The following is a 22,589-nucleotide window of genomic DNA, read 5'->3' as shown; positions in this document are numbered from 1 at the left end:
ACTTTTTACAGTTTATCTAAGAGTTCTAGCAGAGCCTGATAAGAGTCAACTTCGTAAGTCGGATGGGCTTGTGTGTGATTTTCGAGGTGATTAGGGTTATACCAGATGGTGCCAATGTCAGCATTATTTCCCCCTTGAATATCGGCGGTTAGAGAATCTCCAATCATCAGCGTATTTTGTTTACTAAATCCAGCAATCTGCTGACCGATTTTTTCATAGAATAGTGTATCAGGTTTTTGAGTTTGCAACTGCTCTGAGATAAAGACTTGGTTGAAATAGGGAGCAAGACCTGATTGAGCCAGACGACCTGTCTGAATTGTAGTTATCCCGTTGGTGGCAGCGTAGAGTTCATAACCACGATCAATAAGGCTATCTAAGAGTTCCATGGCCCCAGAAAATACCTGCCCCTGTTGAGCTAAAAAAAACTGATAACGTTCAGCTAAGTATACGCCATCCTTTTCAATTCCAAAATACGAAAACAATTTTGAAAATCGTGTATTAACTAATTCCTGTTTTCTAATCTTTTTAAGCTCCAAATCCTTCCAGAGAGACTTATTCATTGGAACGTAATAATCTTTATAGGCTTGAATATCGGTAACACCTTCTTCTTTTAGAAGTTGCGTTAAAGCTACATCCTCGGCAGTATCAAAATCAAGCAAGGTATGATCAAGGTCGAAGAGTAAAAATTTATAAATCATCTATTCATTGTCCTGTATTCAGTATTCTTTATATAATATACTTCAAAGTATAACACAAACAAAACTATTAACCAAGTGTGGTAATTTTAAGTTGACAAAATTGAACTAAAAAAATTAAATCTAAAAGCTCTAAAATTACTAGTTAAACTTAAAAAAAATATATTAAATTACTAAAATGTGACAGAAATAAAGGATATCATTTAAGCATAAATCTGATACTAATTTTCTCCTAATTTTATGAGAAATGCAACTGTTATTATATATTATTTGTCCGTTGAAAACATAACTTATATAATAATTCGAAAAACTTACATTTTCATAATAATTTGACACCTTAAACATTGATGTCCATGTTTTATTGTGATATAATTCACGTTATAGGGGAGTTTTAGTGTTAGACTAGGAGGAGGCTTGGTTAAGGTTTGTCTATAAAATTAACCTATATTATTAACTCGTCTTTCAGTTAATGATTGACACTACTTTATATTATATTTAGAAACTATCTTAAATTTATAAGAAGGATGTATATGATGAACAAAAAGAAAAAGTTTAGTATTTTCTCATTTTTGATCGTTGTATTGACGACTATTTTCGTATTTAGTTTGAATAAAACTTTTGCTGAAACTCCTGAGGTTTCAGTTTCTGGAAAATTTGTTGATACAATCCAAAATGTTAAAGTATCAAATAATGAAGGCGGAGAACTCAACTGGGACTTGCAACAGTGGGCAACCTTCCGAATCAACGCTGATTATAATTTGTCTGGAAAAAATGTTAAAGCAGGAGATTCAACTGTAGTTACTGTTCCAGATGCTTTGATGATTACTAATACTTCGTTCAAGATTCGTGATATCAATACAAATGAGATTATCGCAAATGCTGAAGTAAGCCCAGATAATAAATCCATTACAATTACCTATACGGATTATGTTGAAAAACACTCAGATACAAGCGGATCATTCTTCTTTTACGCTCGTATCGATTTCAAAAAACACCCACAAAAAGGTGAGGTTCCAGTAGAAATCACCATTAACAAAGAAACAAAAATTGCTGGTAAAGTTTCATTTACTGGTGTTGGTGATGGAAATCCTAGACTTTTAACAAAGACTAGTTGGGTAAACGCAGGGGACCAAAGGGAAATTCAATACACGATTTCTGTCAATCGTACAAAACAAAATATTAAGAATGTTACACTCGAAGATCACTTACAATTTACGAATGCTTCATACGTAAAAGATAGCATTAAAATTATTAAAGGTAAATTCTCTTATGATACTGGTGAGTGGGTATTCTCTGATAGAGTTGATGTAACAGACCAACATAAGATTACAATTAGCGAAGATGGTCAATCATTTGTTATCGATTTAGGTGATGTTACTGAAAATGACCAATATCGTATTGCTTATAATGTTCGTTTAAATTATGATCCAGCCGACGGAGAGGTCTTGAAAAATGAAGCAACTCTTAAAGGTCTAGGTATTGAAACCAAAAATGTAACGAATGCTGCTGCCGTTCAAATTGCTGGTGGTTCTGGTGTTGGTTATGTTTTCTCAATCAACATTCATAAAGTCGATGATGCTAACCAACCACTTAAAGGTGCTAAGTTTAGAGTCGTTCGTCAAGCTAATAATCAAGTCATTGGTGAGTTTGAATCAGATGAAAATGGTAATATTGCTGTTGGCAAACTGTTAAAAGATAAATATATCTTAACTGAAATTGAAGCCCCTTCAGGTCATATCATCAAAGAAGCCGATACTGTGGTTAATGTTGAAGATTTTGGAGCAGATCATTCAGTAACTAAAACAATTGTGAATCCAAAAGAAGAAACAACAACTACTACTACAACAACTACAACTACAACAACAACTGAAGAGCCTACAACTACTTCAACTACAACAACTACAACTGAAGAGCCTACAACTACTTCAACTACAACAACTACAACTGAAGAGCCTAAGACTACTTCAAGCACAACAACTACAACTGAAGAGCCTAAGACTACTTCAAGCACAACAACTACAACTGAAGAGCCTAAGACTACTTCAAGCACAACAACTACAACTGAAGAACCTAAGACTACTTCAAGCACAACAACAACAACTGAAGAGCCTAAGACTACTTCAACTACAACAACAACAACTGAAGAGCCTAAGACTACTTCAACTACAACAACTACAACAACCACTGGTGAAGAACCTAAATCTACAGTAACAACAACAAACGACAAACCAGGACTTCCTAATACTGGTGAAGGCAAAGGAACGTTAGTTACTATCATTGGTTTTGTAACTCTCATTTCATCAATCGGTGCCATTGCATTCTTACGTAAAAATGAAAAAGAATAAGGTTAAAGATTGATTAACTATATAAAGGACTATTTCAAAAATAGTCCTTTTTCATTTCCTCGACGAATGAATCATTGCTTACAAACATTGTTCAAAGTAAATGTTTAAATTTTTTCAGAGAATTTAATATAATTTTATAATTAAAACAGTTAAATACTTGAAGTTTTATTTATTTGTGATATAATTCACCTTATAGGATATTTTTTGATAATTGACTAGTAGGAGGTGCATTTTTAGTAGTGTTGTCTTGAAAAAGTAACCTATATAATTATGCATATATTTGTAAGTTTTAGTTTTAACATACAAATAAATGTAAAAATTTGGAGACAAATAGGAGAAGGAAATGAAAAAAAATAATCTAAGTAGACTTGCAAAAGTCTTCTTTCTTGTATTTTTACCCTTATTGTTCATAGTATTTTCGCAGTCTGATGTGGTAAAAGCTGGAGATGTCAGTAATAATATTAGCTCTCTGACTGTTTCATCAAATGAAATCACAGATGGTGGACAAACAACTGTTAAGTTTACATTTGACGAGCACGCACAAAAAATCCAACCAGGTGATACATTAAAAGTTAATTGGACTAGTTCTGGTACAGTCTATGGGGTAGGTTTTAAAAAGACTATTCCTCTAAACATCGACGGAACTTACGTTGGAGACATGGTCATTACTGATGGCTCTGCTACTGTTACTTTTAACGAAGCTATCAAAAACCTTCAAAACATCCGTGGTTGGGGTGAATTTGAGATTGAAGTTCATAATGATACAGCAACTGATAAAGAACATGTTGGTAAATTTACTATCATCAGTGGAGATAAGACAGTAGATCTAAGCGTTAAGAAAGAGGCGACTGGCGAAAACCACGCTCCATTCTACTTAAAAGCTGGGGATATGCACGCTAATGATCCTGAACACATTCTTTGGACATTGACAATCAACGCAATGAACTTAGAAGTGGACGGCGACGTTCGTGTGGAAGATGAAATCCAAGGTGGTCATTCACTTGTAAAAGATAGCTTCAGTATTACTACAACAGGTAATAAACCTGGATATTACGGTGGTGCAACTGCTATCGACGATTTCTTAGCGGCCTTTCCTGGATCAACATTCACAATTGATGCTTCTGGAAAAATCACTGTTACAATTCCAAAAGACTTGATCAACAAGACTGGCGTTCTAATTTTCTATCGTACAAAATTAGAAAATGAAAAGCAAAAAGACTTCAAGAACAACACAAAAGTTTGGTACCAAGTCAAAGGTGAAACTGCGGTTGTGGCCAAAGAAGTAAACGCATCTGTGGCAAACATCAATGCAAACGGTGGTGTGGATGGCGATCAAACTTCAACTACTACAACCACAACTACAACCACAACCACAACTACAACTGAAGAGCCTACAACTACTTCAACTACAACAACTACAACTGAAGAGCCTACAACTACTTCAACTACAACTACGACTGAAGAGCCTACAACTACTTCAACAACTACAACAACAACTGAAGAGCCTACAACTACTTCAACTACAACTACGACTGAAGAGCCTACAACTACTTCAACAACTACAACAACAACTGAAGAGCCTACAACTACTTCAACTACAACAACAACTGAAGAGCCTACAACTACTTCAACTACAACAACAACTGAAGAGTCTACAACTACTTCAACTACAACAACAACTGAAGAGCCTAAGACTACTTCAACTACAACAACTACGACTGAAGAGCCTAAGACTACTTCAACTACAACAACTACAACTGAAGAGCCTAAGACTACTTCAACTACAACTACAACTGAAGAGCCTAAGACTACTTCAAGCACAACAACTACAACTGAAGAGCCTAAGACTACTTCAACTACAACTACAACTGAAGAGCCTACAACTACAACTGTAGAACCTAAGACTACTTCAACTACAACAACTACAACTGTAGAACCTAAGGCTACTTCAACTACAACAACTACAACTGAAGATAAGCCAGGGCTTCCAAAAACTGGTGAAAGAAAAGGAACATTTGTAACAATTCTTGGTACTATCATCCTTGTTTCATCAATTCTAGTTGTTAGAAACTCACTTAAATCTAAAAATAACTAATTTTAATGAACACAATTAAAGTGGTCTAATTTTATATGATTTAAGTTCACAACCAAAAAAGGGTTTACTAAAAAAGTAAACCCTTTATTTTTTATGATTTATAATAGAGAAAATCGATAACCATTTTAAAGTTATCGATTTTAAAATATTTTAATCTTTTTCACCAAGTTTACTATTGATTGTCATCATAATGCTAGCAATCTTTTCACCCCAATATGGATCGGAAGCGTAAAGAACGTTCATACCAGATGATTTGTTACCAAGATAGGTTCTACCTTCATCAATATAATTTTCTCGAATCCATTTAGCTGCACCCAAGATTCCCTTATCAACATTGTCAAAACTCTTTGCAGAATCATATGGAGTTGTATCATAGGCGGCAATACCAAAGAAGTTATTCTTATCTTTAGCAATTTGACTACGTCCCCATGCACTTTCCAGAGCACTGTGGGCCATTAGATAGAGTGCGTTGACCTGATAACGTTTCTCCGCTTCTTTGAAGACCTCTCCTTTACCTGCAAGTCGGCTCCCCTGAATATTCATAAGAGAATAAACTTTATCTAGTTCAGCTGCTGTATAATTTGTTGGCTTCCTTAGATCTCTATATAAGAATGGATTCTCAACTTTAAAGTTATCGAAGTTAACGCCATCTGCTGAATAGTATTTTGTACCAATAGCCATCGATGAACTATGAGGTGCTACACGAATACTTGTATAAGGTGATAACTCGTGATAAACGTAACGACCATCACTCGTATAATGAGGAATAAACTCGTCACTAGCATTCACAGCTACAAGGTCACTCTTATTCATAAAGCCTGAAAGTCCAGAAATTTGGACTGGTAATCTATCACCTTGTGATCCTGAGGCAGAAACAGCGACTATAGTACCTTGAGAAATATAGCTAAGTCTAGCTCCAGAAGCACTATAAACATAGGCTGTTATTGGTTTTACTTTATAATAACTAGATGGGTTAGAGATCCACTTCCCGTTATTTTCAAAGCTATAATTTTTACCATTGATTTTGAGTGTTCCAGTAGCATATAGTCCATCTTCTTTTAGATAATACCAAGCATTGTGTGAATTATCAAAAATCCACTCACTTTTGGCCATATAGCCACCTGATTTAAGATAGTAGGACTCTTGCCATTGATTTTCAGCATAAGTCCCATCTGGTTTTAAGTAGAACCAGCTATTGTACTGTTTGTCAAAAATCCATTCACTTTGTGCCATAGCACCACTATCTTTTAAATAGTATTTCTTTTTCCAGGTGCTACTTACCATTACACCTTCCGCATCAAAGTAATACCAGCGGTCTTTAATTTTTTCCCATTTATTACGAGTTATTTTACCGGATGCATCAGCGTAATACCACTTGTTAGAAATTTTAACCCATGAAGATTCGGCTAATGCACCGCTCTTGTTGAAGAGATACTCTTTGTAAATCGTATCACTGAGCATGGTTCCGTCTTGGTTAAAGTAATACCAGATGTTCTTAATTTTTTCCCACTTATTACGAAGAATTTTCCCATCCTGATTACCATAGTACCATTTATCATCAATTTTAGTCCAAGTGTTAATTGCTAAAGCACCGTTGCTATTGAATAAATAGTCTTCGTAAATGACATTACTAAGCATGATACCGTCTTGATTAAAACGATACCAATCTCCAGAAATACTAGCCCATTTATTTCGAGTTACTTTTCCTTCTTCAGTCGCATAATACCATTTATTTTCAAGTTTTACCCATGATGATTCCGCTAGGGCTCCACTCTTATTGAAAAGATAGTCGTTAAAGACAGTATTGCTAAGCATGGTACCATCCTGGTTAAAATAATACCAAACTCCAGCAATCTTCTTCCAATTTTTGACAGACTTTTTATTTTCATAATAACGCCATTGACCATTCTCTTTTTGCCAACCTTCTTTGTTAACCTCTTCAGTAATTTCTTCTGTTGAAGAGTTATCCTTAGTAAGGGCTGTTTCTTGTTTCTGTGTAGATTGAGAAGAATCCTTTTCTGCCTTGTTTCGTGTTTCGTTCTGATTCTGTTTATCGCCCTGTTCTTGACCTTGAGCTTGCTTTTTCTCTTTAGCTTCCTTAATCGTTCCATTTGCTACAGTTTTTTCTGAACTTTGTACTTTGTTTGTAGCTTGGTTTTCCTCTGCTAATACAGTTGTTTTTGAAATACCTGCCATGGAAAGAACAACAGTACTTGCTAGTAATATCTTTTTCATTTTTTACCTTTCAATTTTATAAATTCATATTCTTTATTTCTTGCTTATCTCTATTACAGACGAGAATTATCCATTTTATTATACAATATAATTTCAAATATAAAAGTAAGGTCTTTAAGAAGAAAGAAAGTTGTAATATTGTTAAAACAATTTAGAAATAAAAGTCAACAAAAAGTAGTCGAACATGATCTGAACGACTACTTTTTTATTCTGATAATTAACCTTCTATTACTTTGGTACGCTGATTAGTTAGAAACGGTTTTATAAAGATGGATAGAATAGCTAGTACTGAAAAACCAATCCCAACGTACCAGTATGGTGCATCAAGTGCGGTTGAACGGCCTGATAGATTAACAATTCCTCGGAAAAGCATACCTGCTGTAAAAATAGCTACTGCCGAATTCCATAGATTTAGACTGATACGAGAGAAATGTGGAAGAGCTTTGAGAAAGATTACTAGTATTATCCCACCGACCAGAGGTACGGCGAACAAGTAATGCATATGAACTGATGTCTCTCCAAAACTGAATGCTTCATAAATTCTAGAGAAGGCAAAGAAGAAAATCGTAATTAGTGTATAAGAGATGGCAGTTTTTTTAAAACGTTTTTTGCCAAGATTAATAACCGATGTAGACAATATCACTCACCGCCCTTTCTGAAATTTTGTTTCCTCCAGTCGTTGGTTTATTGATAACCTGACCGTTGAAGTAAAGTGTAGAGGAACCCCCACCATCAAGATTGTAAGCTGTTTTTGCACCGTATGATTTCATGACTTCAGCCATTTGGTACAGGGATAGACCCTTGCTTTCAGATGTACGTCCGTCAGAAACTACAATAATGTAGTGGTTTTCATCGATAATACCAATAGCTGTACGTGGATTCGAAGCCATAGCTTGTCCAACTTCTTGGTTTTTTCCTACTGCTATTTCACCATTTTCTACCAAGGCAGGACCAAAAGCTAAGAGATTAATAACTCCGTCTTTGACAAGTTGCTCAGCTGAAATCTGATCCTCGTAAATAATCTTGAAAGAACCATCTTTATAAATGGCTAAATCACCATTATTAGAATTTTCACGGACAGTATCACGATAGACAACTCCATTACGGATAACAAAACCCGAAGAGTTGGCACCGTAATAGTCGCCATTGACTGCTAAAATTGCATCATTATCTGCAGCAGTGACAGATGTTTTAGCTGTTACGTTTGTTCCAAATGAGTTTTGAGCAAATGCTGTTTTTAGATATTCTGATGAACTTACTGTAACATCTGCAACATAAACTTGGGTATGATTAACCGTCGTTTCAGTCAACTTGATAGAGATATTCCCGTCCTTATAACTTGAGTTAGTTATTGTTGCTGGTTTAGCTGCTTGGCTAGCTTGAACTGTATTGGAACTTGTATTAGTTGTTGCTACTGTCGAAATAGTCTCAGCGAGTACAAAAGTTTTCAACATTGAGTAACTAAAGGATCCTGTCAATAGTAAACCGAGAACCGAGGCATAAGCATATGGTTTCTTTATAAATTTCATAATACAGTTGATGTCCTTTCCTTAAAGATCAATTTCTTTTGCACTGTCCAAGAGACAGCGAAGAGAAGGATGCCGACGATAACTTTGGCAATCAGAAGGTTAATACCAAAGATTGTAAAGAAGAGACGAATTAGTAGCGTGTCTAAGACAAAGAGCCCGACTGCCAGACCAAAGTACCCCATCCCTGTTTTCACAAAGCTATCGTCGTTTTTAAAGACTAGTTTCTTATTTGTAGAGTAGTTAAAAACGGAGCTTGTCACACGAGCTAGTCCGTTAGCTAGGAAAATTCGAAAACTTGTTGGCGCTGTTGGTAAAAACAAGATTGCAATAGCGTAAACAAGATAGTCTACAACAAAACTACTGAGAGATGACAAGGCAAATTTAAAAATATTTTTATAAATCATTAATCCATCTCTGATTGGACGGAAGTGTGAACCCTCATTATCATTGATATAAACTGTCTCAATAGGAACTTCTAAAATTTGATATTCTTTAGTAGCTTCAAGTAGCATATTCATTTCATATTCATAACGTTGTCCTTCGATCTTTAGCATAAAAGGAATAAGATTTGTTGTAAAAGCTCGAAGTCCTGTTTGAGTATCTGCTACTTCTACCCCAGTTTGAATCTTAAAAAGTGCTTTTGTTAAGCTATTTCCGAAACGGCTACGAAGGGGTACTTTACCAGTGAAGGCCCGCACACCCAAGATTAGCTTATTAGGATTTTCAGAAGCTTTATTAGCCGTACGGAGAATATCCCAAATCTTATGCTGACCATCTGCGTCTGCCGTTACAACCGTTCCATAGCTATTTTGTTGTTGGATATAAGTAAAGGCCGTTTTAAGTGCTTGGCCTTTACCTTGGTTCACTTTGTGACGGAGTACCGTAGCATATTGTTCTGCTTTATCAAAGATATTTTGACACTTTGATGAACTACCGTCGTCGATAACTAGAATACGAAAATCACTCTTTTCGTGGATTTTTTCGATGAGTTTGATAAGTTTATTATCAGGTTGATAAGCTGGAATTACTATATAGTTCATACCGGCACTCCTTTCTTAGTGATGGTATAACTATACAGAACATCGCTTAAAGATACCTTATATCAGTTTTCTTTAAGAAAAAGTTAAAGAAACTTTAAGACTGGAACTCATTTCCTTTAGAAATTAAAAATAATCAATATTAATAAATATACAAAAATCCTCAAATAGCATATGAATTTGAGGATGGAATTTATTATAAAATAAACTATTTATTCTATTTTATCTCTTAATTTCTCGACAAAGAGATAGGCTGCAGGACAAGTTAAAGTATTTTTGATAGTCAGATTATTGATTTGATAAATCTTTTTACGGTCGGTATGTGGAAATTCTCTACAAGCCTTGGGACGGACATCATAGATGGAACAAAGATTGTCACCGCCGAGAAATGGACATGGCATTGACTTAAAGATCTTATCACCGTCTTCATCTACCTGTAGAAATTCATCTTCGAAGGCTGGTAATTTCATTTTAAAGTACTTGGCAATGCGTGTAATATCTGCTTCCTTAAAATCCGGTCCAAGGCTCTTGCAGCAGTTAGCACAGGCTGTACAATCAATTTCTTCAAAAACTTCCTGGTGAATCTCCAGCGCAATCTTATCTAGGTTTTTTGGTGCTTTCTTTTTCAGATTTCCAAGAAATTTACGATGCTCTTTTTGCTTTTGTAAAGCTAATTGGTGATAGTATTCGATATCGATTTCTTTTGACATAGATTCTTTAACATCCTTTTCTGAAACTAGTATACCATAACTGAAAATAAATAAAAACTACTGCCGTTAAGGCAATAGTTTTTACAAGATTAGTTAACTTCGACCACCTCAACCATATCTTTGCCAAGTAAGATCAAATATTTTTCAATCTTATCTATCTCATAAGAACGGGATAAGGCTTCTGCATATAGAGATAATTGACCTCTATAACGTTCAATCAGTTGACTTGGATATTCATAATGATCTGTCTTGTAGTCAAAGAGAACAATTTTATCCTCATAAAGGAGATAACCATCTAAAATTCCACGGACAACAAAGTCTTCCTGACTCTTAGCATCCCGTTTTAACATAGAGAAGGGTTGTTCTCGATAAAGTTTATCTTGATTTTTTAGAATCTCTTGACCAAGAGCTGTATCAAAGAAAGACAAGATTTTTTCTATATTAACTTTATCTTTAACAGCTGAAGTCGCCTGAACTTGTTCCAAGGCTTCTGTCAAGGTTTCTAAAGTAGGTTTCTTAGCGAGATTGATTCGTTGCATCAATTCATGAGTAGCACTACCAATCTCAGCTCCAGTGACTTTTTCTGTCTTGGAGAAGTCTGGAAGTTCAAACTGAATCATAGTTTCTTTTGGTTTAGATTGACTAGCTAATACTACACCTTCCATATCCATGACTGGTTCATAAAACTTCTTAATCTGACTTGGGGTCTGAACACTCGGAAGATTAATCGCTGCACGGTGGATTTCATTATACACTTCCACTTCTTTCAGCATTTGTAAAGCTTCCTTAATGGTATCAGACTGACGGTTGCTTGCCTGAGAAAGATCTTGGAGCTGGCTTTTAGTTTCCAATTTACCGATAGCTTCTTCTGTCAGTTGTTCTTCACCTTCGAAACGAACACTAAAGTGTAAGTCCTCTTTAGAAAAAGCTTGATAGATGGCCCAAATCCAGTCCTGGAAATTTTGAGCATCAAGTCTAGTTTCACGAGTCAAAAGACCTTTCCCATTTGTCGGGAATACTTTAGACTCCAACTTTTCCCGAGATCCTTTTCCGACTAGATAGAGTTTTTTTTCAGCACGAGTCATGGCTACATAAAGTAAACGCATCAACTCAGAATAGCTTGCTAATTGGAGCTCCTCCTCATTTTGACTATAAGTCAAGCTTGGAATCGATAACTTAATAGTAGATGGAAGATATTCCTCTTTTGCATTTGTAGCTACTCTAGCTACGTACTTAAGACCAAGGCCATTTTTACGACTTAGGATAACTTCAGACATGGAATCTTGCTTGTTAAATTGCTGATCAATATTGAGAATAAAGACATAAGGGAACTCAAGCCCCTTACTCTTATGAATACTCATAAGCTCCACAGCATCCTTAGGTGGAGCTACAGTGACACTGGCAAGGTCGTGCTTGGCTTCCAAGACTTGATCAATCATAGTTATGAAACGTGATAAGCCTTTAAAATTACTCTTTTCAAACTGGTCAGCTCGTAGTGCTAGGGCATAGAGGTTGGCCTGTCTAGCCTGACCATTTGGCAAAGCCCCAACATAATCATAGTAGAAACGTTCGCTATAGATTTTCCAAATAAGGTCATAAAGCGAATGAGTTTTTGAGAACAAACGCCAAGAATTAACAGTTTCCATAAACAAGTCTAACTTTTTAAGTAATTCAGACTTGATTAAATCTTTATGGAGGCTAGTTTTTGCTTGAGCATTGACTAGTTTCTCATAAAAGTTCTCTTGAACCTTATCCTCAGATTTCTGAAGGGCTAATCGAGCCAATTCATCCTCGTCAAAGCTAAACATAGGAGACTTCATGAGAGCTACTAAAGCGAAGTCTTGGAGAGGATTATGGATGACACGAAGAGTATCCAACATCACCTGCACTTCTAAAGATTGCAAATAATTGTTTTGAGCTCCATCCGTCTTGACAGGAATACCATACTCAGATAATGCAAGTAAAACTTGGTCATTACGACTTCTACTAGCAGTTAAGAGAGCAATGTCCTTGAAAGGAATCCCTTTATCATTATGAAGATGCAATATCTCCTTAATGATCATTCGCATTTCACCAGTCAGTTTGTTGGACGAAAATTCTTCCTCTTCCTTAGAATCACCGTCAACATCCTTATCATACAAGAGGACTTCTGCCTTGTTTTCTGGATCAGGGTGTAAATCAGTATTTCCGAAAACAAGTTGATGCATGCCGTCATAAGAAATCTCTCCAACTTCCTCATCCATGAGATGCTTAAAGACGTCGTTGATAGCATTTAGTACTTCTGAACTACTACGGAAGTTTTCCTTGAGCAGTATTAACTGACCTTCTTCACTATCTTGAGCAAAACTATGGAATTTTTCATTGAAGATTTGGGGATCTGCCTGTCTAAAACGATAAATAGACTGCTTGATATCTCCCACCATAAAACGGTTATGTCCGTTAGAAAGGAGCTCCAACATTCTTTCCTGGATATGGTTGGTATCTTGGTACTCATCGACCATAACTTCGTGGAAACGTTCCTGATACTCTTTTCGTACCTGAGGAAAGTTTTCCAGAATCTCAATGGTATAGTGGCTAATATCAGCAAATTCGAAGGCATTTTCTTCACGTTTACGCTTTCGATAGGCATCAACAAAATCACTCATGAAAACTTGAAAAGTCTTTGCTAAGTCCCAAGACTCTTGATGATATTTTTCCTGGAATTTCAATAAAGTAATTTGGTCATTTAGTGCAATTAGCTTTTCAAACTTGTCTTTTCTCTCTTGGTTGTAAGCTTCTTTCAGTTCTAGGAGTTCAGCCTTGCGACTAGCATTTGTGAGAGCACGACCACCCTTATCTTTAGAAATACTCACAACTCGCTCTAGAACTTCTTGATATTGATTAAAAGTAGATTCGTTTGTTAAAGCTCCAATTTCATCAAGAACTTGTTGGACAGCTTCTAAGTAGGCTGCTTTCCCAAATTCCTTAGCATCATTCTCTAGATGGTAACGGAAGAAACTTTCCAAATCCCAAAGTCTTTCTTTTAAATCCTCTGCAAGGTTTTCTTTAGCAACTGTAAAATCAGCCTTTTCGAAACCTTTTAAGAAAGATTCCTGTAGCCAAGCCTGAGGATTACTTGTAGATTGCAAAAAGTCATAAATCATATAGACCTGTTTACGCAAACCACGCGCATCCTTACTTTTACCCGCAAAGTTCTTGACCAGCTGACTAAACTGTTCTTGTTCCTTACCTTGGTAGTGTTTTTCAAAAACCTGTCGAAAGACTTCGTTTTTTAAGAGGAGTTGCTCACTTTCATTCTCAAGAATGCGGAAGTTTGGAGCAAGATCTAGAAGATAGCCATGTTTGGCTAGAAACTTCTGAGTAAAAGAGTCCATAGTTCCAATAGCAGCGTTTGGTAAATCAGCTAATTGTCTTCCAAGATGCTTTTTTAGCTCCATATCTTGAGTCTCTTGGATTTGTTGGCTGATTTTCTTTTCCAAGCGTTCTTTTAACTCGGTTGCTGCCTTTACCGTAAAGGTTGAGATAAAGAGTTGGCGAATTTCTACTCCACGCGCTAGTTGATCAAGAATTCGTTCAGCCATGACAAAGGTTTTTCCTGAGCCAGCTGATGCTGAGACCAGAATGTTTTGACCAGAACTGTAAATAGCTTGAATTTGTTCAGCAGTTTTCTTGGGTTTCTTGTCAGAATGAGCTTCTTCTATTTGCAACTTTTCAATCTCTTCTTGGGATAAAAATTTCATCGCTCCAACTCCTCTCTAATTTTATTAAACCATGTTTCCTTATCATTGCTCTTTGCAACCTTATCTAACAATCTAGCCTGACCTAGATGGTAATTAGCTTCAAAACCAGTTATCGACTGGTATTGTTGGACATATGGGGCAATACTTCTGCCGTCTTCTGTATAAGGATTGATAGCAAATCTACCAGATAAAATCTTCTCTGCTGCTTTCTTATAAATAAGGGCGTTATAGTCCAGCAATAACTGGAACTCCTCATCAGACAACTGATAGGTCTTGTTTTTATTGTAAAGTTCCCCAAGGTTCTTTATCTCTTTTTCGAGAAATAACCCTTGATATTTCATACTCTTAGTCGTTTCTGCCAAAGCCTTTGAAAGAGTTTTAACTGTTTGTATAGACTGAACTGGTTCAGCCATCTCTAAATACATGGCACCAAAGAAGTCTGTATTTCCTTCTTTCTTAAGAGCAGCTAGATAGGTCGGTAACTGTGAATTAAGGCCGTTATAAAATAGAGGGAAGTTAAACTGAGTTAGAGAAGATTTGTAATCGACAACACCAATAGCTTCACTGGTTTTTAAGCGATCTATACGGTCAACTTTACCACGGACATAGACATTTCTGCCGTTTTCTAACTGAACAAAAGCTTGTTCCTTACCACCAAAGACTGCTTCTTCCTGAATTGTTTCAATTTCAGAATTGTGACGAAGAATGTGCCCAGTTGCACGCGCTACATCCAAAAGAACTTCTTTGGTTAATTGGGCTTCCAAACTTTCTTGATAAATGGCTTGAAACTCACGTTCTTGACTGGTTTCAGAAATTGCTTGTTCTAAACGACGGTCAAAAGGTGTATCAACAGGAAGTTTCATAGCGCGTTCAAAAATACGATGCAAGAAATTCCCATGGCTTCGAGCATCAGGTCGCAAACGTAATTCTTCCTGTAAGCCTAAGACATATCGAAGGTAATAACTGTATTCGTTTCGATAAAACTCTGTCAATCCAGAAGTTGATAGATAAAAATCTTGATCTTGAGGATACAAGGCTTTCAGAGTTTCAGTAGCTAAGGTCTTACTTTTTGGACTTGTCGGTAGGACAGGATTATCAAGACCTTGATCTTCTAATTTTCTCCCCATAACACGAGCTAGAACCTTAATAAAGGTCAAATCTTGCTCACTTGTCTCCATATCACCTTGCTGGTGATAAGCAACAAGACTAGACAGAAGACTGTGATAAGAACCAATGTCTTCAGTTGATAGACTGTTTCGGTCGATTCTCTTTTCAATCTTGGTAAAACCAAAATCCTGCAATTCTTTCAGATAAACTGACTCTTTACTCTCGTTTTCATTGAGTAAACTAGGCGCTGATAAGACTAATTGCTTCTTGGCAGAGTTCACCAAAGAAAGCATGGTATAGCGATTCTTCTTAAGATTTTCATGGCTAGCAATCAATAATTGAGAGCCTTCTTCAGTACCTCGGTTTAAAACTTCTCTTTCTTCATCACTCAAAAGACTAGTATTTTGGGTGATTTTAGGTAAATGATCCTGGGTTAAGCCGAGTGCATAGATGTAATCAGAAGTCAAAGGCGCAATCAAATCATAACTTTGCACCAGAACCGTATCTACCGTTGCTGGGATTGTACGATAATTTGATAAGGACATCCCTGAATGAAGAAGAGCCAAGAAATCATCTAAAGCAACCTGAGTCCCCTCAAATACGGTCGCAAATTGCTCCATTACGTGGCAAAATGCTTTCCAGACCTCTTCTTGTCTTTCTTGCTCTGTCGCATCCATCGTTTCAGATAAGGATTGTAATTGCTTGGTCACAGATGCATCCTTCAAAAAGTTATTCCATTTTATAAGGATATTTTCAGTCTTTTGCTTACGACTGGATAATAAAGTTTCTAGTGGATTTAGAACACGGACTCGCAGCTCATTTAATTTTTCTAAATCAAATTTTACATGATGATTTTTTGTAAATTCTTGTTTAAAGTTAGAAAGACCATCAATACCCAAATAGCGGATATATTGTTCAAAGCTATCGATTTCTTCTTGAGTAAGGTCGGTATATAAGCCGGTTCGTAAGAGGTTTATCAAATCTTCTTGACGGAAATAGTACCGTTTGAGACGTCCCACAGATTCTACAAATTGAGTCAAAGGATGATGAGCCATAGACTCACTTCTCCCCAGATAGAAGGGAATCTGATATTGATTAAAAATTGTCTGCAAGGACAGTTTATAAGACTCTACGTCTCCTAGTAAGATACGAAAATTCTTATAGCTAAGTTCTGGCTCTTGGTGCAATTTCTGGCGAATACTACGAGCAACGAGCTCCAGCTCTTCTTTTTGTGTCAGACAAGACCAAATTTGCAAGTCTTCTCTATCCTTAGCATCCACTTCTATACTGATTTCAGAATAATCATAAGCACTTTCCAGTAATTTTGAGGCCTTGGCAAAAGCATCAAGGTTTTCATGTTCTTGACATGCATCTTCTGCCTTGGTCTGATATTTAAAAGCTAAATGACGTAGAAACTCAACACTGGCTTGATAGAGGTTCCCTTCACTAAAGGGGCTATTATAGGCTTTCTTAGTTGCATAGACACCAATAATAATCTCAACACCCTTACGATGAAGCAAATCCACTAGGTGTTCCTCTTCTGCAGAAAAACGGGTGAAACCATCAATGACTAGGGAAATCTTGTTAAAATCACTACTTACCTTGTTTTCTTCGATAGCATCAATCAGATAGGATAATGGACTTCCTTGTGAAACTTGACCTTGATTTAAATACGCTGTTACCTTTTCAAAAATTAAGAGTAAATCAGAGCGTTTATCAGCATCTGTCAAACTTTCCAAGTCCAAAAAACTCATCTTTGCAGTTGAAATTTCATGATAAATCTCAATCAGTTGCTGGATGAATTGAGGATCTTGCTTAATAGCCCCGTAAACACGTAAATCCTTAGGGTCAATCTCGGACAGACATTTATAGAAAGCCATACCAAGACCGATATCATCGAGACTTGACCTCTCAGGAATATCATTTAAAACCAGATAGCGAGCCATTTGAGCGAAGCGCGTGACTGTGATAGCAAAAGAAGCCTGCTGACTCAAGCACTCCAGCACAGCACGTTCCTTTTCAAAAGAAAGAGAGTTAGGGGCGATATAAAAGACTCGTTTGCCTTGGGCAACCAGTCCTTGAGCCTCCTTGGTTAGGATTTCTGTCAAAGAAGTCCGAATATCGGTATAAAGTAGTTTCATCTCTGCCTCGTTTGTTTTTTCATTACTCTATATTATACCATGATTTAACAGAAGATTCTGTCTCTGATTCCCAAAATATGCTATAATATAGGCAAAACACGTGAAAAGGAAATACTATGATTAAACTACTTGCTCTTGATATGGACGGTACTCTACTCAACGAATCCAAGGAAATTCCTCAGGCTCATATTGATGCTATTCATAAAGCTATCGAAAAAGGTGTTAAACTGGTTCTATGTACTGGACGACCTCTCTTTGGAGTTCTTCCCTACTACAAGAAACTCGGTCTTGATTTGCAAAATGAATACGTTATTGTCAATAATGGTTGTTCTACCCACCAAACCAGCGACTGGAGCCTTGTTGACTGGCGGGAACTTAGCAAATCTGACATCGAATACCTCAATGACCTTGCTGAAAAGAGTGAGGTTCAATTGACTCTTTTTGATGAAGAGCACTACTTCGTTCTCGGAGGCAAACCAAATCCTATCGTTCAATATGATGCCACACTTGTTTTTGCTGACCTGACTGAAATCTCACTGGAAGAAGCTACTAGTGGTAAATATCGTATGTTCCAGGGAATGTTTTTAGGGACAAAAGAACAAACAGATGACTTTGAACAACGATTTGCTGATGAACTTTGTCAGAGATTTAGCGGTGTTCGTTCACAACCAGTGATCTATGAGGCAATGCCACTCGGTACAACCAAGGCTTCTGCTCTTTCTCGTTTGGCTGAGATCTTAGATATCCAACCTTCTGAAATCATGGCTATGGGCGATGCCAATAACGACATTGAGATGTTAGAGTTTGCTGGGCTGGGAATCGCCATGGGAAATGCCAGTGACCACGTCAAATCTCTTGCTGATGCCGTAACTGCTAGCAATGAAGAAGACGGCGTTGCACGAGCTATTGAGAAATATATTTTGTAGAAAATAAGCCCAGTCAACTAGTATTTCTAGCCAACTGGGCTTTTATTTTTTTTTTTTAATTTAAAAACTTTAGAAACACTTTAGAAATGCTTGACGATTCTTTGATATCTATGCTTTATACTAGAGTTATAAAAATAAAACATCTTATACTCTTCGAAAATCAAATTCAAACCACGTCAGCTTCGCCTTGCCGTACTCAAGTACAGCCTGCGGCTCGCTTCCTAGTTTGCTCTTTGTTTTTCATTGAGTATTAAAGGTTAAAGGAGAAAACTATGAAAACAGTCCTCGAAATCCATGGCTTGTCCAAACAATTTGGCAAACAACCTATTCTACAAGATCTTAGTCTCTCAGTTAAAGAAGGAGATATCTATGGACTTATCGGAAAAAATGGTGCTGGTAAGACAACTCTGATTAAAATCGTTACACAATTATTATCTGCTGACCAAGGAACTATTTCCCTCTTTTCTACTCAAGGGTATAAGGAGTGCACGAAAGCCCTATCTCGAGTAGGTTCGGTCATTGAATCCCCAGTAGCTCACAATCATTTAACAGCCTATCAAAACCTAAGATACTATTGTACTATTCGACATATCCCAAATGCCGATCAAGTCATTCAGGAAACATTAAAGTATGTAGGATTAACAGATACAGGTAGAAAAGTTTTTCGAGATTTTTCTCTTGGGATGAAACAACGCCTAGGAATTGCTATTGCCCTCCTATCAAAACCAGACTTTCTCATCCTTGATGAACCTATCAATGGACTTGACCCAATCGGTATCAAAGAGTTTCGTCAAATGATTCAACGTCTGAATCAAGAACTAGGAATAACCATTCTCATCTCTAGTCATATCTTGTCAGAACTCTACCTGGTTGCCAATCGATTTGGAATTTTAGACCAAGGGAAAATCATTCGAGAAATCAGTAAGACCGAATTTGAGACACTTAATGAAGACTATATCGTTCTAAAAACAAGTGAAAAAGAAAAAGCTAGTCAAATCTTAAAAGACAAAGTGCATCTTGAATTTAAAGTTGTTAATTCTGACAATGAGATTCATATTTTTAGTCATGAACAAGATGTCAAACGCATTCTCAAAGAACTTACTCTAGCAGATGTTGACGTGGATGAGATTTACTATGCTCGTCAAAATCTTGAAGAATACTTCACACAATTAGTAAAATAGGAGGGAAACCATGATACATACAATTCAAGCAGACTTTTACCGTCTTTTCCGTTCCAAAGGATTTTGGATTACAGAGCTCGTTCTCTTTGCACTCATGTTAATGGGGGCTACTTTCGGAGCTACAGGACAGATCATATCCGTCAGTACAAGTACAAACGCAGAAACCGAACTGCCAAGCAAGGGATGGGATGGTATACAAGCCCTTATTAACACCTCTAGCAATAGCTCAAACCTAGTTTTCCTCTGTATTATCCTTGCTTGCTTAGTTCTAGGAGTTGATCTTATCGGAAAACTCTATAAAAACAGTTTGACAGTGGGTGTTTCTCGTACAGAGTTTTTCTTAGCTAAATTTTTTGTATTAGCAAGCATCGCACTTATGCAAATTTTTGTTAGTCTAGTTATTGCTTTCGTACCAGCAACTATCCTAAACGGGATTGGTACGATACCAGAAGGATTTATTGGCAATCTCCTTCTAACAATTACTCTTCAATTCCTCTGCCTTCTAGCTTGGCTTTCCATTGTTTCCTTCATTCTCTATGTGACTCATTCTTATTTGGCTGTTTTCATTGGTTATTTGATCAGTTCTATCTTGCTTTCAACGCCGATGCTTATCTTTCCAGATATTGAGATTTTACGCTATTTATCCTTAAATTTTGCCTATGCCATGACTTTCTATAGCCAGGCCATTCTATACACCGTTATCGTTACAGTGACCATTATTCTACTCTTTACTATTAGTGGACTTGCTGTTTTCAAAAAGAAAAGCTTATAAAAATGACCTCCTCTGTTCAAAAAGAGGAGGTTGCTTGTTTTAAAAGAGAACTCTAACTGTAAACCAAGAACTATCTGTACTTAGTTGTAGTTCTGCACCAAGTAGATAGGATAATTCTTCTGTAATATAAAGACCTAAACCTGATGATTCTTCAGTATCTGAGAGGTTTTCAGAGTAAAATCGTTGACTGAGATTTTCAATTTTACGAATCGGTTGTTTGACAAGATTAGCAATTTCCAAACAGATATGATTGTCCACTTCCTTCAGAGAAAATCTCGCTTCATCCTTACCATGTTTTAGAACATTGCCAATAAGATTTTGTAACATACGATCTAATAAATCTGGATCTGTCAATAAATAGAGACCAGGTTCTACTTGAAAATCAAGGTTAATCTTTGCCGTCTGAAAAGAATCATAATAGGTCAGCAATTTTTGCGTCATAAATGTCGAGACTTCTAACTCAGATAAGTCAGGTTTAACTGCTCCTTCCATTAACCGACGATAGTCCAAAAGAGCCTCTAGACGTTTTGAAACTTGATTAAGATGATGGGAAATTTTTTTTAAACTCTCAGACTCAGGATTTTCTGTTTTAAGCAATTGTTGAGTATAACCTGACGCAATCGTTAAAGGTGTCCGAATATCGTGGGCAATATTACTGATAGCCATATCCAAAGTCTGTTTTTCACGTTTCATAATCAACCGTGACTGTTCAACTTCTTGAAAGAGATGATTGATTTGCTTGTAAAGATGTAAAAAAGCCTTGGAGAAAGTTGACACTCCTATTCTCTTCATACTTCCAGTATGAATCTTGTCTTCGATTTGTTGCCTCAAGTTCACGAGTGCTAAATGATAACGAATCAACCATATTATCAATACGATAATGACTATCAGTAGCAAAGATAGTAAAATGTAGATCATTGCTCGTCTCCTTTTAGCCGCACACCAACTCCCCAGATAGTTTCAATATACTCTTGCTCTGGATCCAGTTGGCTTAATTTTTTTCGAAGATTACTTAAATGAGTGTTGAGAGTATTGTCGCCTGGTAAATAATTATCCTCCCAGACCAATTCAAAGAGTTCTTCTTTCGTAAAAATCTTCTTAGGATGTCTCAGCAGGGTTTGGAGAATCAAACATTCTTTCTTAGCTAGGCGAATAATTTCCTGGCTATTTTTGATTTCAAAACTATCTGCATCAAATTGAATATTTTTTAACTGGTGAATCAACTTGTCTGGATGTTCAATTTCAGCTGGTTGTTTGTCACTATTTTGACGTAATTGTACCATAACCCTAGCAAAAACTTCATTCAAATCAAAAGGCTTTACAATATAATCATTAGCACCATCTAAGAGATATTGGCTGATGAGCTTTTTATCGCTTAGGGCAGTTAGCATGATGACAGGAACTGAGCTATCTTTTCTAACGGCTTTTAAAACTTGATCGCCATTTTTGCCTGGAAGCATAATATCTAGCAAGATTAGATCAATGTTGCCTTGCTCAAATCGAATCATTCCTTCAGTACCAGAAAAAGCTTGAATCACCTCATGTTCCTTAGAAAGAAGAGTTTTCAAAATTTCCTGGATCTCATTATTATCTTCAATGATAAGTATTCTAGCCATAAACACCAACCTTTCTAATACTATTATATCATGTTTTTTTAGGAATTTCGGATAAAGAAAAACTCTCCCTCATAACTAGATACGAAGAAGAGTTTACTTTATGTTTTAGAATAAAGCTGTCAAAGCTGTGATAATCCCAAAAACGGTACCTGGTGCATTAGCTGCTGCCAAAGGAATATCACGTTCTTTTTTAAAGAGACCGTAGTAAACCCAGAGACTGCAGTTAATTGCAGCTACTGCTGGTTGGATAAAGTTTCCTTTTTGCCCCGCAAGGTTGTTCATAATTTGTGGAATATATGAGATATACATCATAACAGACATAAAGGTTGCAATCCAACCTAATGTTTTCATTTGTTTTTCACTCATTTTCTTCTTCTTTCAAAGACATTTTCAATTATACACTATTTTTTAAGATAGTGAAGTTTAAAAAGCTATTTGTTAAAAACTTGTAAACTATCAC

General features: G+C 36.4%; 16 protein-coding genes. 5 read left to right on the top strand and 11 right to left on the bottom strand.

Annotation, left to right across the window (positions count from 1 at the left end):
* Nucleotides 1-5: 5 nt before the first annotated feature.
* The gene (locus ACWPUA_RS05360) at nucleotides 6-698 is read right to left on the bottom strand and encodes a YjjG family noncanonical pyrimidine nucleotidase (RefSeq protein ID WP_454379639.1); all 693 of its coding nucleotides are present in this window, start codon (nucleotides 696-698) and stop codon (nucleotides 6-8) included.
* A 530-nt stretch (nucleotides 699-1,228) separates the two neighbouring features.
* On the opposite strand from ACWPUA_RS05360, the gene ACWPUA_RS05355 reads away from it, so the two are divergent.
* Nucleotides 1,229-3,040: an Ig-like domain-containing protein gene (locus tag ACWPUA_RS05355; RefSeq protein WP_454379637.1), complete on the top strand. Its 1,812-nt coding sequence runs from the start codon at nucleotides 1,229-1,231 to the stop codon at nucleotides 3,038-3,040.
* Between the two features lie 343 nt (nucleotides 3,041-3,383).
* On the top strand, nucleotides 3,384-5,135 hold the full coding sequence (locus tag ACWPUA_RS05350; RefSeq protein ID WP_454379635.1) for an LPXTG cell wall anchor domain-containing protein: 1,752 nt from the start codon (nucleotides 3,384-3,386) through the stop codon (nucleotides 5,133-5,135).
* Between the two features lie 150 nt (nucleotides 5,136-5,285).
* On the opposite strand, the gene ACWPUA_RS05345 is transcribed toward ACWPUA_RS05350, so the two are convergent.
* The 7 genes from ACWPUA_RS05345 to rexB all read right to left on the bottom strand — a co-directional run bounded on the left by ACWPUA_RS05345 (nucleotide 5,286) and on the right by rexB (nucleotide 17,634).
* Nucleotides 5,286-7,370 (bottom strand): glucosaminidase domain-containing protein, encoded by a 2,085-nt coding sequence (locus tag ACWPUA_RS05345; RefSeq protein WP_454379633.1) that lies wholly within the window; start codon nucleotides 7,368-7,370, stop codon nucleotides 5,286-5,288.
* A gap of 217 nt (nucleotides 7,371-7,587) precedes the next feature.
* Nucleotides 7,588-8,013 (bottom strand): hypothetical protein, encoded by a 426-nt coding sequence (locus ACWPUA_RS05340; protein ID WP_454379631.1) that lies wholly within the window; start codon nucleotides 8,011-8,013, stop codon nucleotides 7,588-7,590.
* Nucleotides 7,988-8,899, bottom strand: coding sequence for a phosphodiester glycosidase family protein (locus ACWPUA_RS05335; RefSeq protein ID WP_454379629.1), 912 nt, complete (start codon nucleotides 8,897-8,899; stop codon nucleotides 7,988-7,990). Before ACWPUA_RS05335 ends, ACWPUA_RS05340 begins: the two co-directional genes overlap by 26 nt.
* On the bottom strand, nucleotides 8,896-9,939 hold the full coding sequence (locus ACWPUA_RS05330) for a glycosyltransferase (RefSeq protein ID WP_454379627.1): 1,044 nt from the start codon (nucleotides 9,937-9,939) through the stop codon (nucleotides 8,896-8,898). Before ACWPUA_RS05330 ends, ACWPUA_RS05335 begins: the two co-directional genes overlap by 4 nt.
* Nucleotides 9,940-10,148: 209 nt before the next feature.
* Nucleotides 10,149-10,646 carry a YkgJ family cysteine cluster protein gene (locus tag ACWPUA_RS05325; RefSeq protein ID WP_006152239.1) on the bottom strand — a complete coding sequence of 166 codons (498 nt, stop codon included), beginning with the start codon at nucleotides 10,644-10,646 and terminating at the stop codon, nucleotides 10,149-10,151.
* Nucleotides 10,647-10,735: 89 nt separating this feature from the next.
* A complete protein-coding gene (gene addA, locus ACWPUA_RS05320) occupies nucleotides 10,736-14,386 on the bottom strand; it encodes a helicase-exonuclease AddAB subunit AddA (RefSeq protein ID WP_454379624.1) in 3,651 nt (1,216 codons plus the stop codon).
* On the bottom strand, nucleotides 14,383-17,634 hold the full coding sequence (gene rexB / locus ACWPUA_RS05315; protein ID WP_454379622.1) for an ATP-dependent nuclease subunit B: 3,252 nt from the start codon (nucleotides 17,632-17,634) through the stop codon (nucleotides 14,383-14,385). Before rexB ends, addA begins: the two co-directional genes overlap by 4 nt.
* A gap of 116 nt (nucleotides 17,635-17,750) precedes the next feature.
* On the opposite strand from rexB, the gene ACWPUA_RS05310 reads away from it, so the two are divergent.
* The 3 genes from ACWPUA_RS05310 to ACWPUA_RS05300 all read left to right on the top strand — a co-directional run bounded on the left by ACWPUA_RS05310 (nucleotide 17,751) and on the right by ACWPUA_RS05300 (nucleotide 20,513).
* A complete protein-coding gene (locus tag ACWPUA_RS05310) occupies nucleotides 17,751-18,560 on the top strand; it encodes a Cof-type HAD-IIB family hydrolase (RefSeq protein WP_454379620.1) in 810 nt (269 codons plus the stop codon).
* 272 nt (nucleotides 18,561-18,832) lie between these two features.
* The gene (locus ACWPUA_RS05305; RefSeq protein ID WP_454379618.1) at nucleotides 18,833-19,741 is read left to right on the top strand and encodes an ATP-binding cassette domain-containing protein; all 909 of its coding nucleotides are present in this window, start codon (nucleotides 18,833-18,835) and stop codon (nucleotides 19,739-19,741) included.
* Between the two features lie 10 nt (nucleotides 19,742-19,751).
* Nucleotides 19,752-20,513, top strand: a complete 762-nt coding sequence (locus tag ACWPUA_RS05300) for an ABC transporter permease (protein WP_454379616.1) — start codon at nucleotides 19,752-19,754, stop codon at nucleotides 20,511-20,513.
* 39 nt (nucleotides 20,514-20,552) lie between these two features.
* Here the strand turns inward: ACWPUA_RS05300 and ACWPUA_RS05295 are convergent, their stop codons facing one another.
* The 3 genes from ACWPUA_RS05295 to ACWPUA_RS05285 form a co-directional block, all read right to left on the bottom strand.
* Complete coding sequence (locus tag ACWPUA_RS05295; RefSeq protein ID WP_454379614.1) at nucleotides 20,553-21,431, bottom strand: sensor histidine kinase; 879 nt, start codon at nucleotides 21,429-21,431, stop codon at nucleotides 20,553-20,555.
* Nucleotides 21,428-22,129 carry a response regulator transcription factor gene (locus tag ACWPUA_RS05290; RefSeq protein WP_454379612.1) on the bottom strand — a complete coding sequence of 234 codons (702 nt, stop codon included), beginning with the start codon at nucleotides 22,127-22,129 and terminating at the stop codon, nucleotides 21,428-21,430. Before ACWPUA_RS05290 ends, ACWPUA_RS05295 begins: the two co-directional genes overlap by 4 nt.
* 105 nt (nucleotides 22,130-22,234) lie before the next feature.
* Nucleotides 22,235-22,495, bottom strand: coding sequence for a SemiSWEET family transporter (locus ACWPUA_RS05285; RefSeq protein WP_454379610.1), 261 nt, complete (start codon nucleotides 22,493-22,495; stop codon nucleotides 22,235-22,237).
* Nucleotides 22,496-22,589 lie beyond the last annotated feature (94 nt).

It is taken from the genome of Streptococcus sp. Marseille-Q6504 (genome assembly GCF_965111625.1).
This window is presented reverse-complemented; position numbering and strand designations above follow the sequence as displayed.

Bases quoted from the DNA above. Each gene is read 5' to 3' on its own strand.
- ACWPUA_RS05355 (WP_454379637.1), top strand. From the start codon at position 1,229: ATGAACAAAAAGAAAAAGTTTAGTATTTTCTCATTTTTGATCGTTGTA.
- ACWPUA_RS05285 (WP_454379610.1), bottom strand. From the start codon at position 22,495: ATGAGTGAAAAACAAATGAAAACATTAGGTTGGATTGCAACCTTTATG.
- ACWPUA_RS05295 (WP_454379614.1), bottom strand. From the start codon at position 21,431: ATGATCTACATTTTACTATCTTTGCTACTGATAGTCATTATCGTATTG.
- ACWPUA_RS05335 (WP_454379629.1), bottom strand. From the start codon at position 8,899: ATGAAATTTATAAAGAAACCATATGCTTATGCCTCGGTTCTCGGTTTA.
- ACWPUA_RS05325 (WP_006152239.1), bottom strand. From the start codon at position 10,646: ATGTCAAAAGAAATCGATATCGAATACTATCACCAATTAGCTTTACAA.
- ACWPUA_RS05360 (WP_454379639.1), bottom strand. From the start codon at position 698: ATGATTTATAAATTTTTACTCTTCGACCTTGATCATACCTTGCTTGAT.
- ACWPUA_RS05310 (WP_454379620.1), top strand. From the start codon at position 17,751: ATGATTAAACTACTTGCTCTTGATATGGACGGTACTCTACTCAACGAA.
- rexB (WP_454379622.1), bottom strand. From the start codon at position 17,634: ATGAAACTACTTTATACCGATATTCGGACTTCTTTGACAGAAATCCTA.
- ACWPUA_RS05305 (WP_454379618.1), top strand. From the start codon at position 18,833: ATGAAAACAGTCCTCGAAATCCATGGCTTGTCCAAACAATTTGGCAAA.
- ACWPUA_RS05290 (WP_454379612.1), bottom strand. From the start codon at position 22,129: ATGGCTAGAATACTTATCATTGAAGATAATAATGAGATCCAGGAAATT.
- ACWPUA_RS05330 (WP_454379627.1), bottom strand. From the start codon at position 9,939: ATGAACTATATAGTAATTCCAGCTTATCAACCTGATAATAAACTTATC.
- addA (WP_454379624.1), bottom strand. From the start codon at position 14,386: ATGAAATTTTTATCCCAAGAAGAGATTGAAAAGTTGCAAATAGAAGAA.
- ACWPUA_RS05350 (WP_454379635.1), top strand. From the start codon at position 3,384: ATGAAAAAAAATAATCTAAGTAGACTTGCAAAAGTCTTCTTTCTTGTA.
- ACWPUA_RS05345 (WP_454379633.1), bottom strand. From the start codon at position 7,370: ATGAAAAAGATATTACTAGCAAGTACTGTTGTTCTTTCCATGGCAGGT.
- ACWPUA_RS05300 (WP_454379616.1), top strand. From the start codon at position 19,752: ATGATACATACAATTCAAGCAGACTTTTACCGTCTTTTCCGTTCCAAA.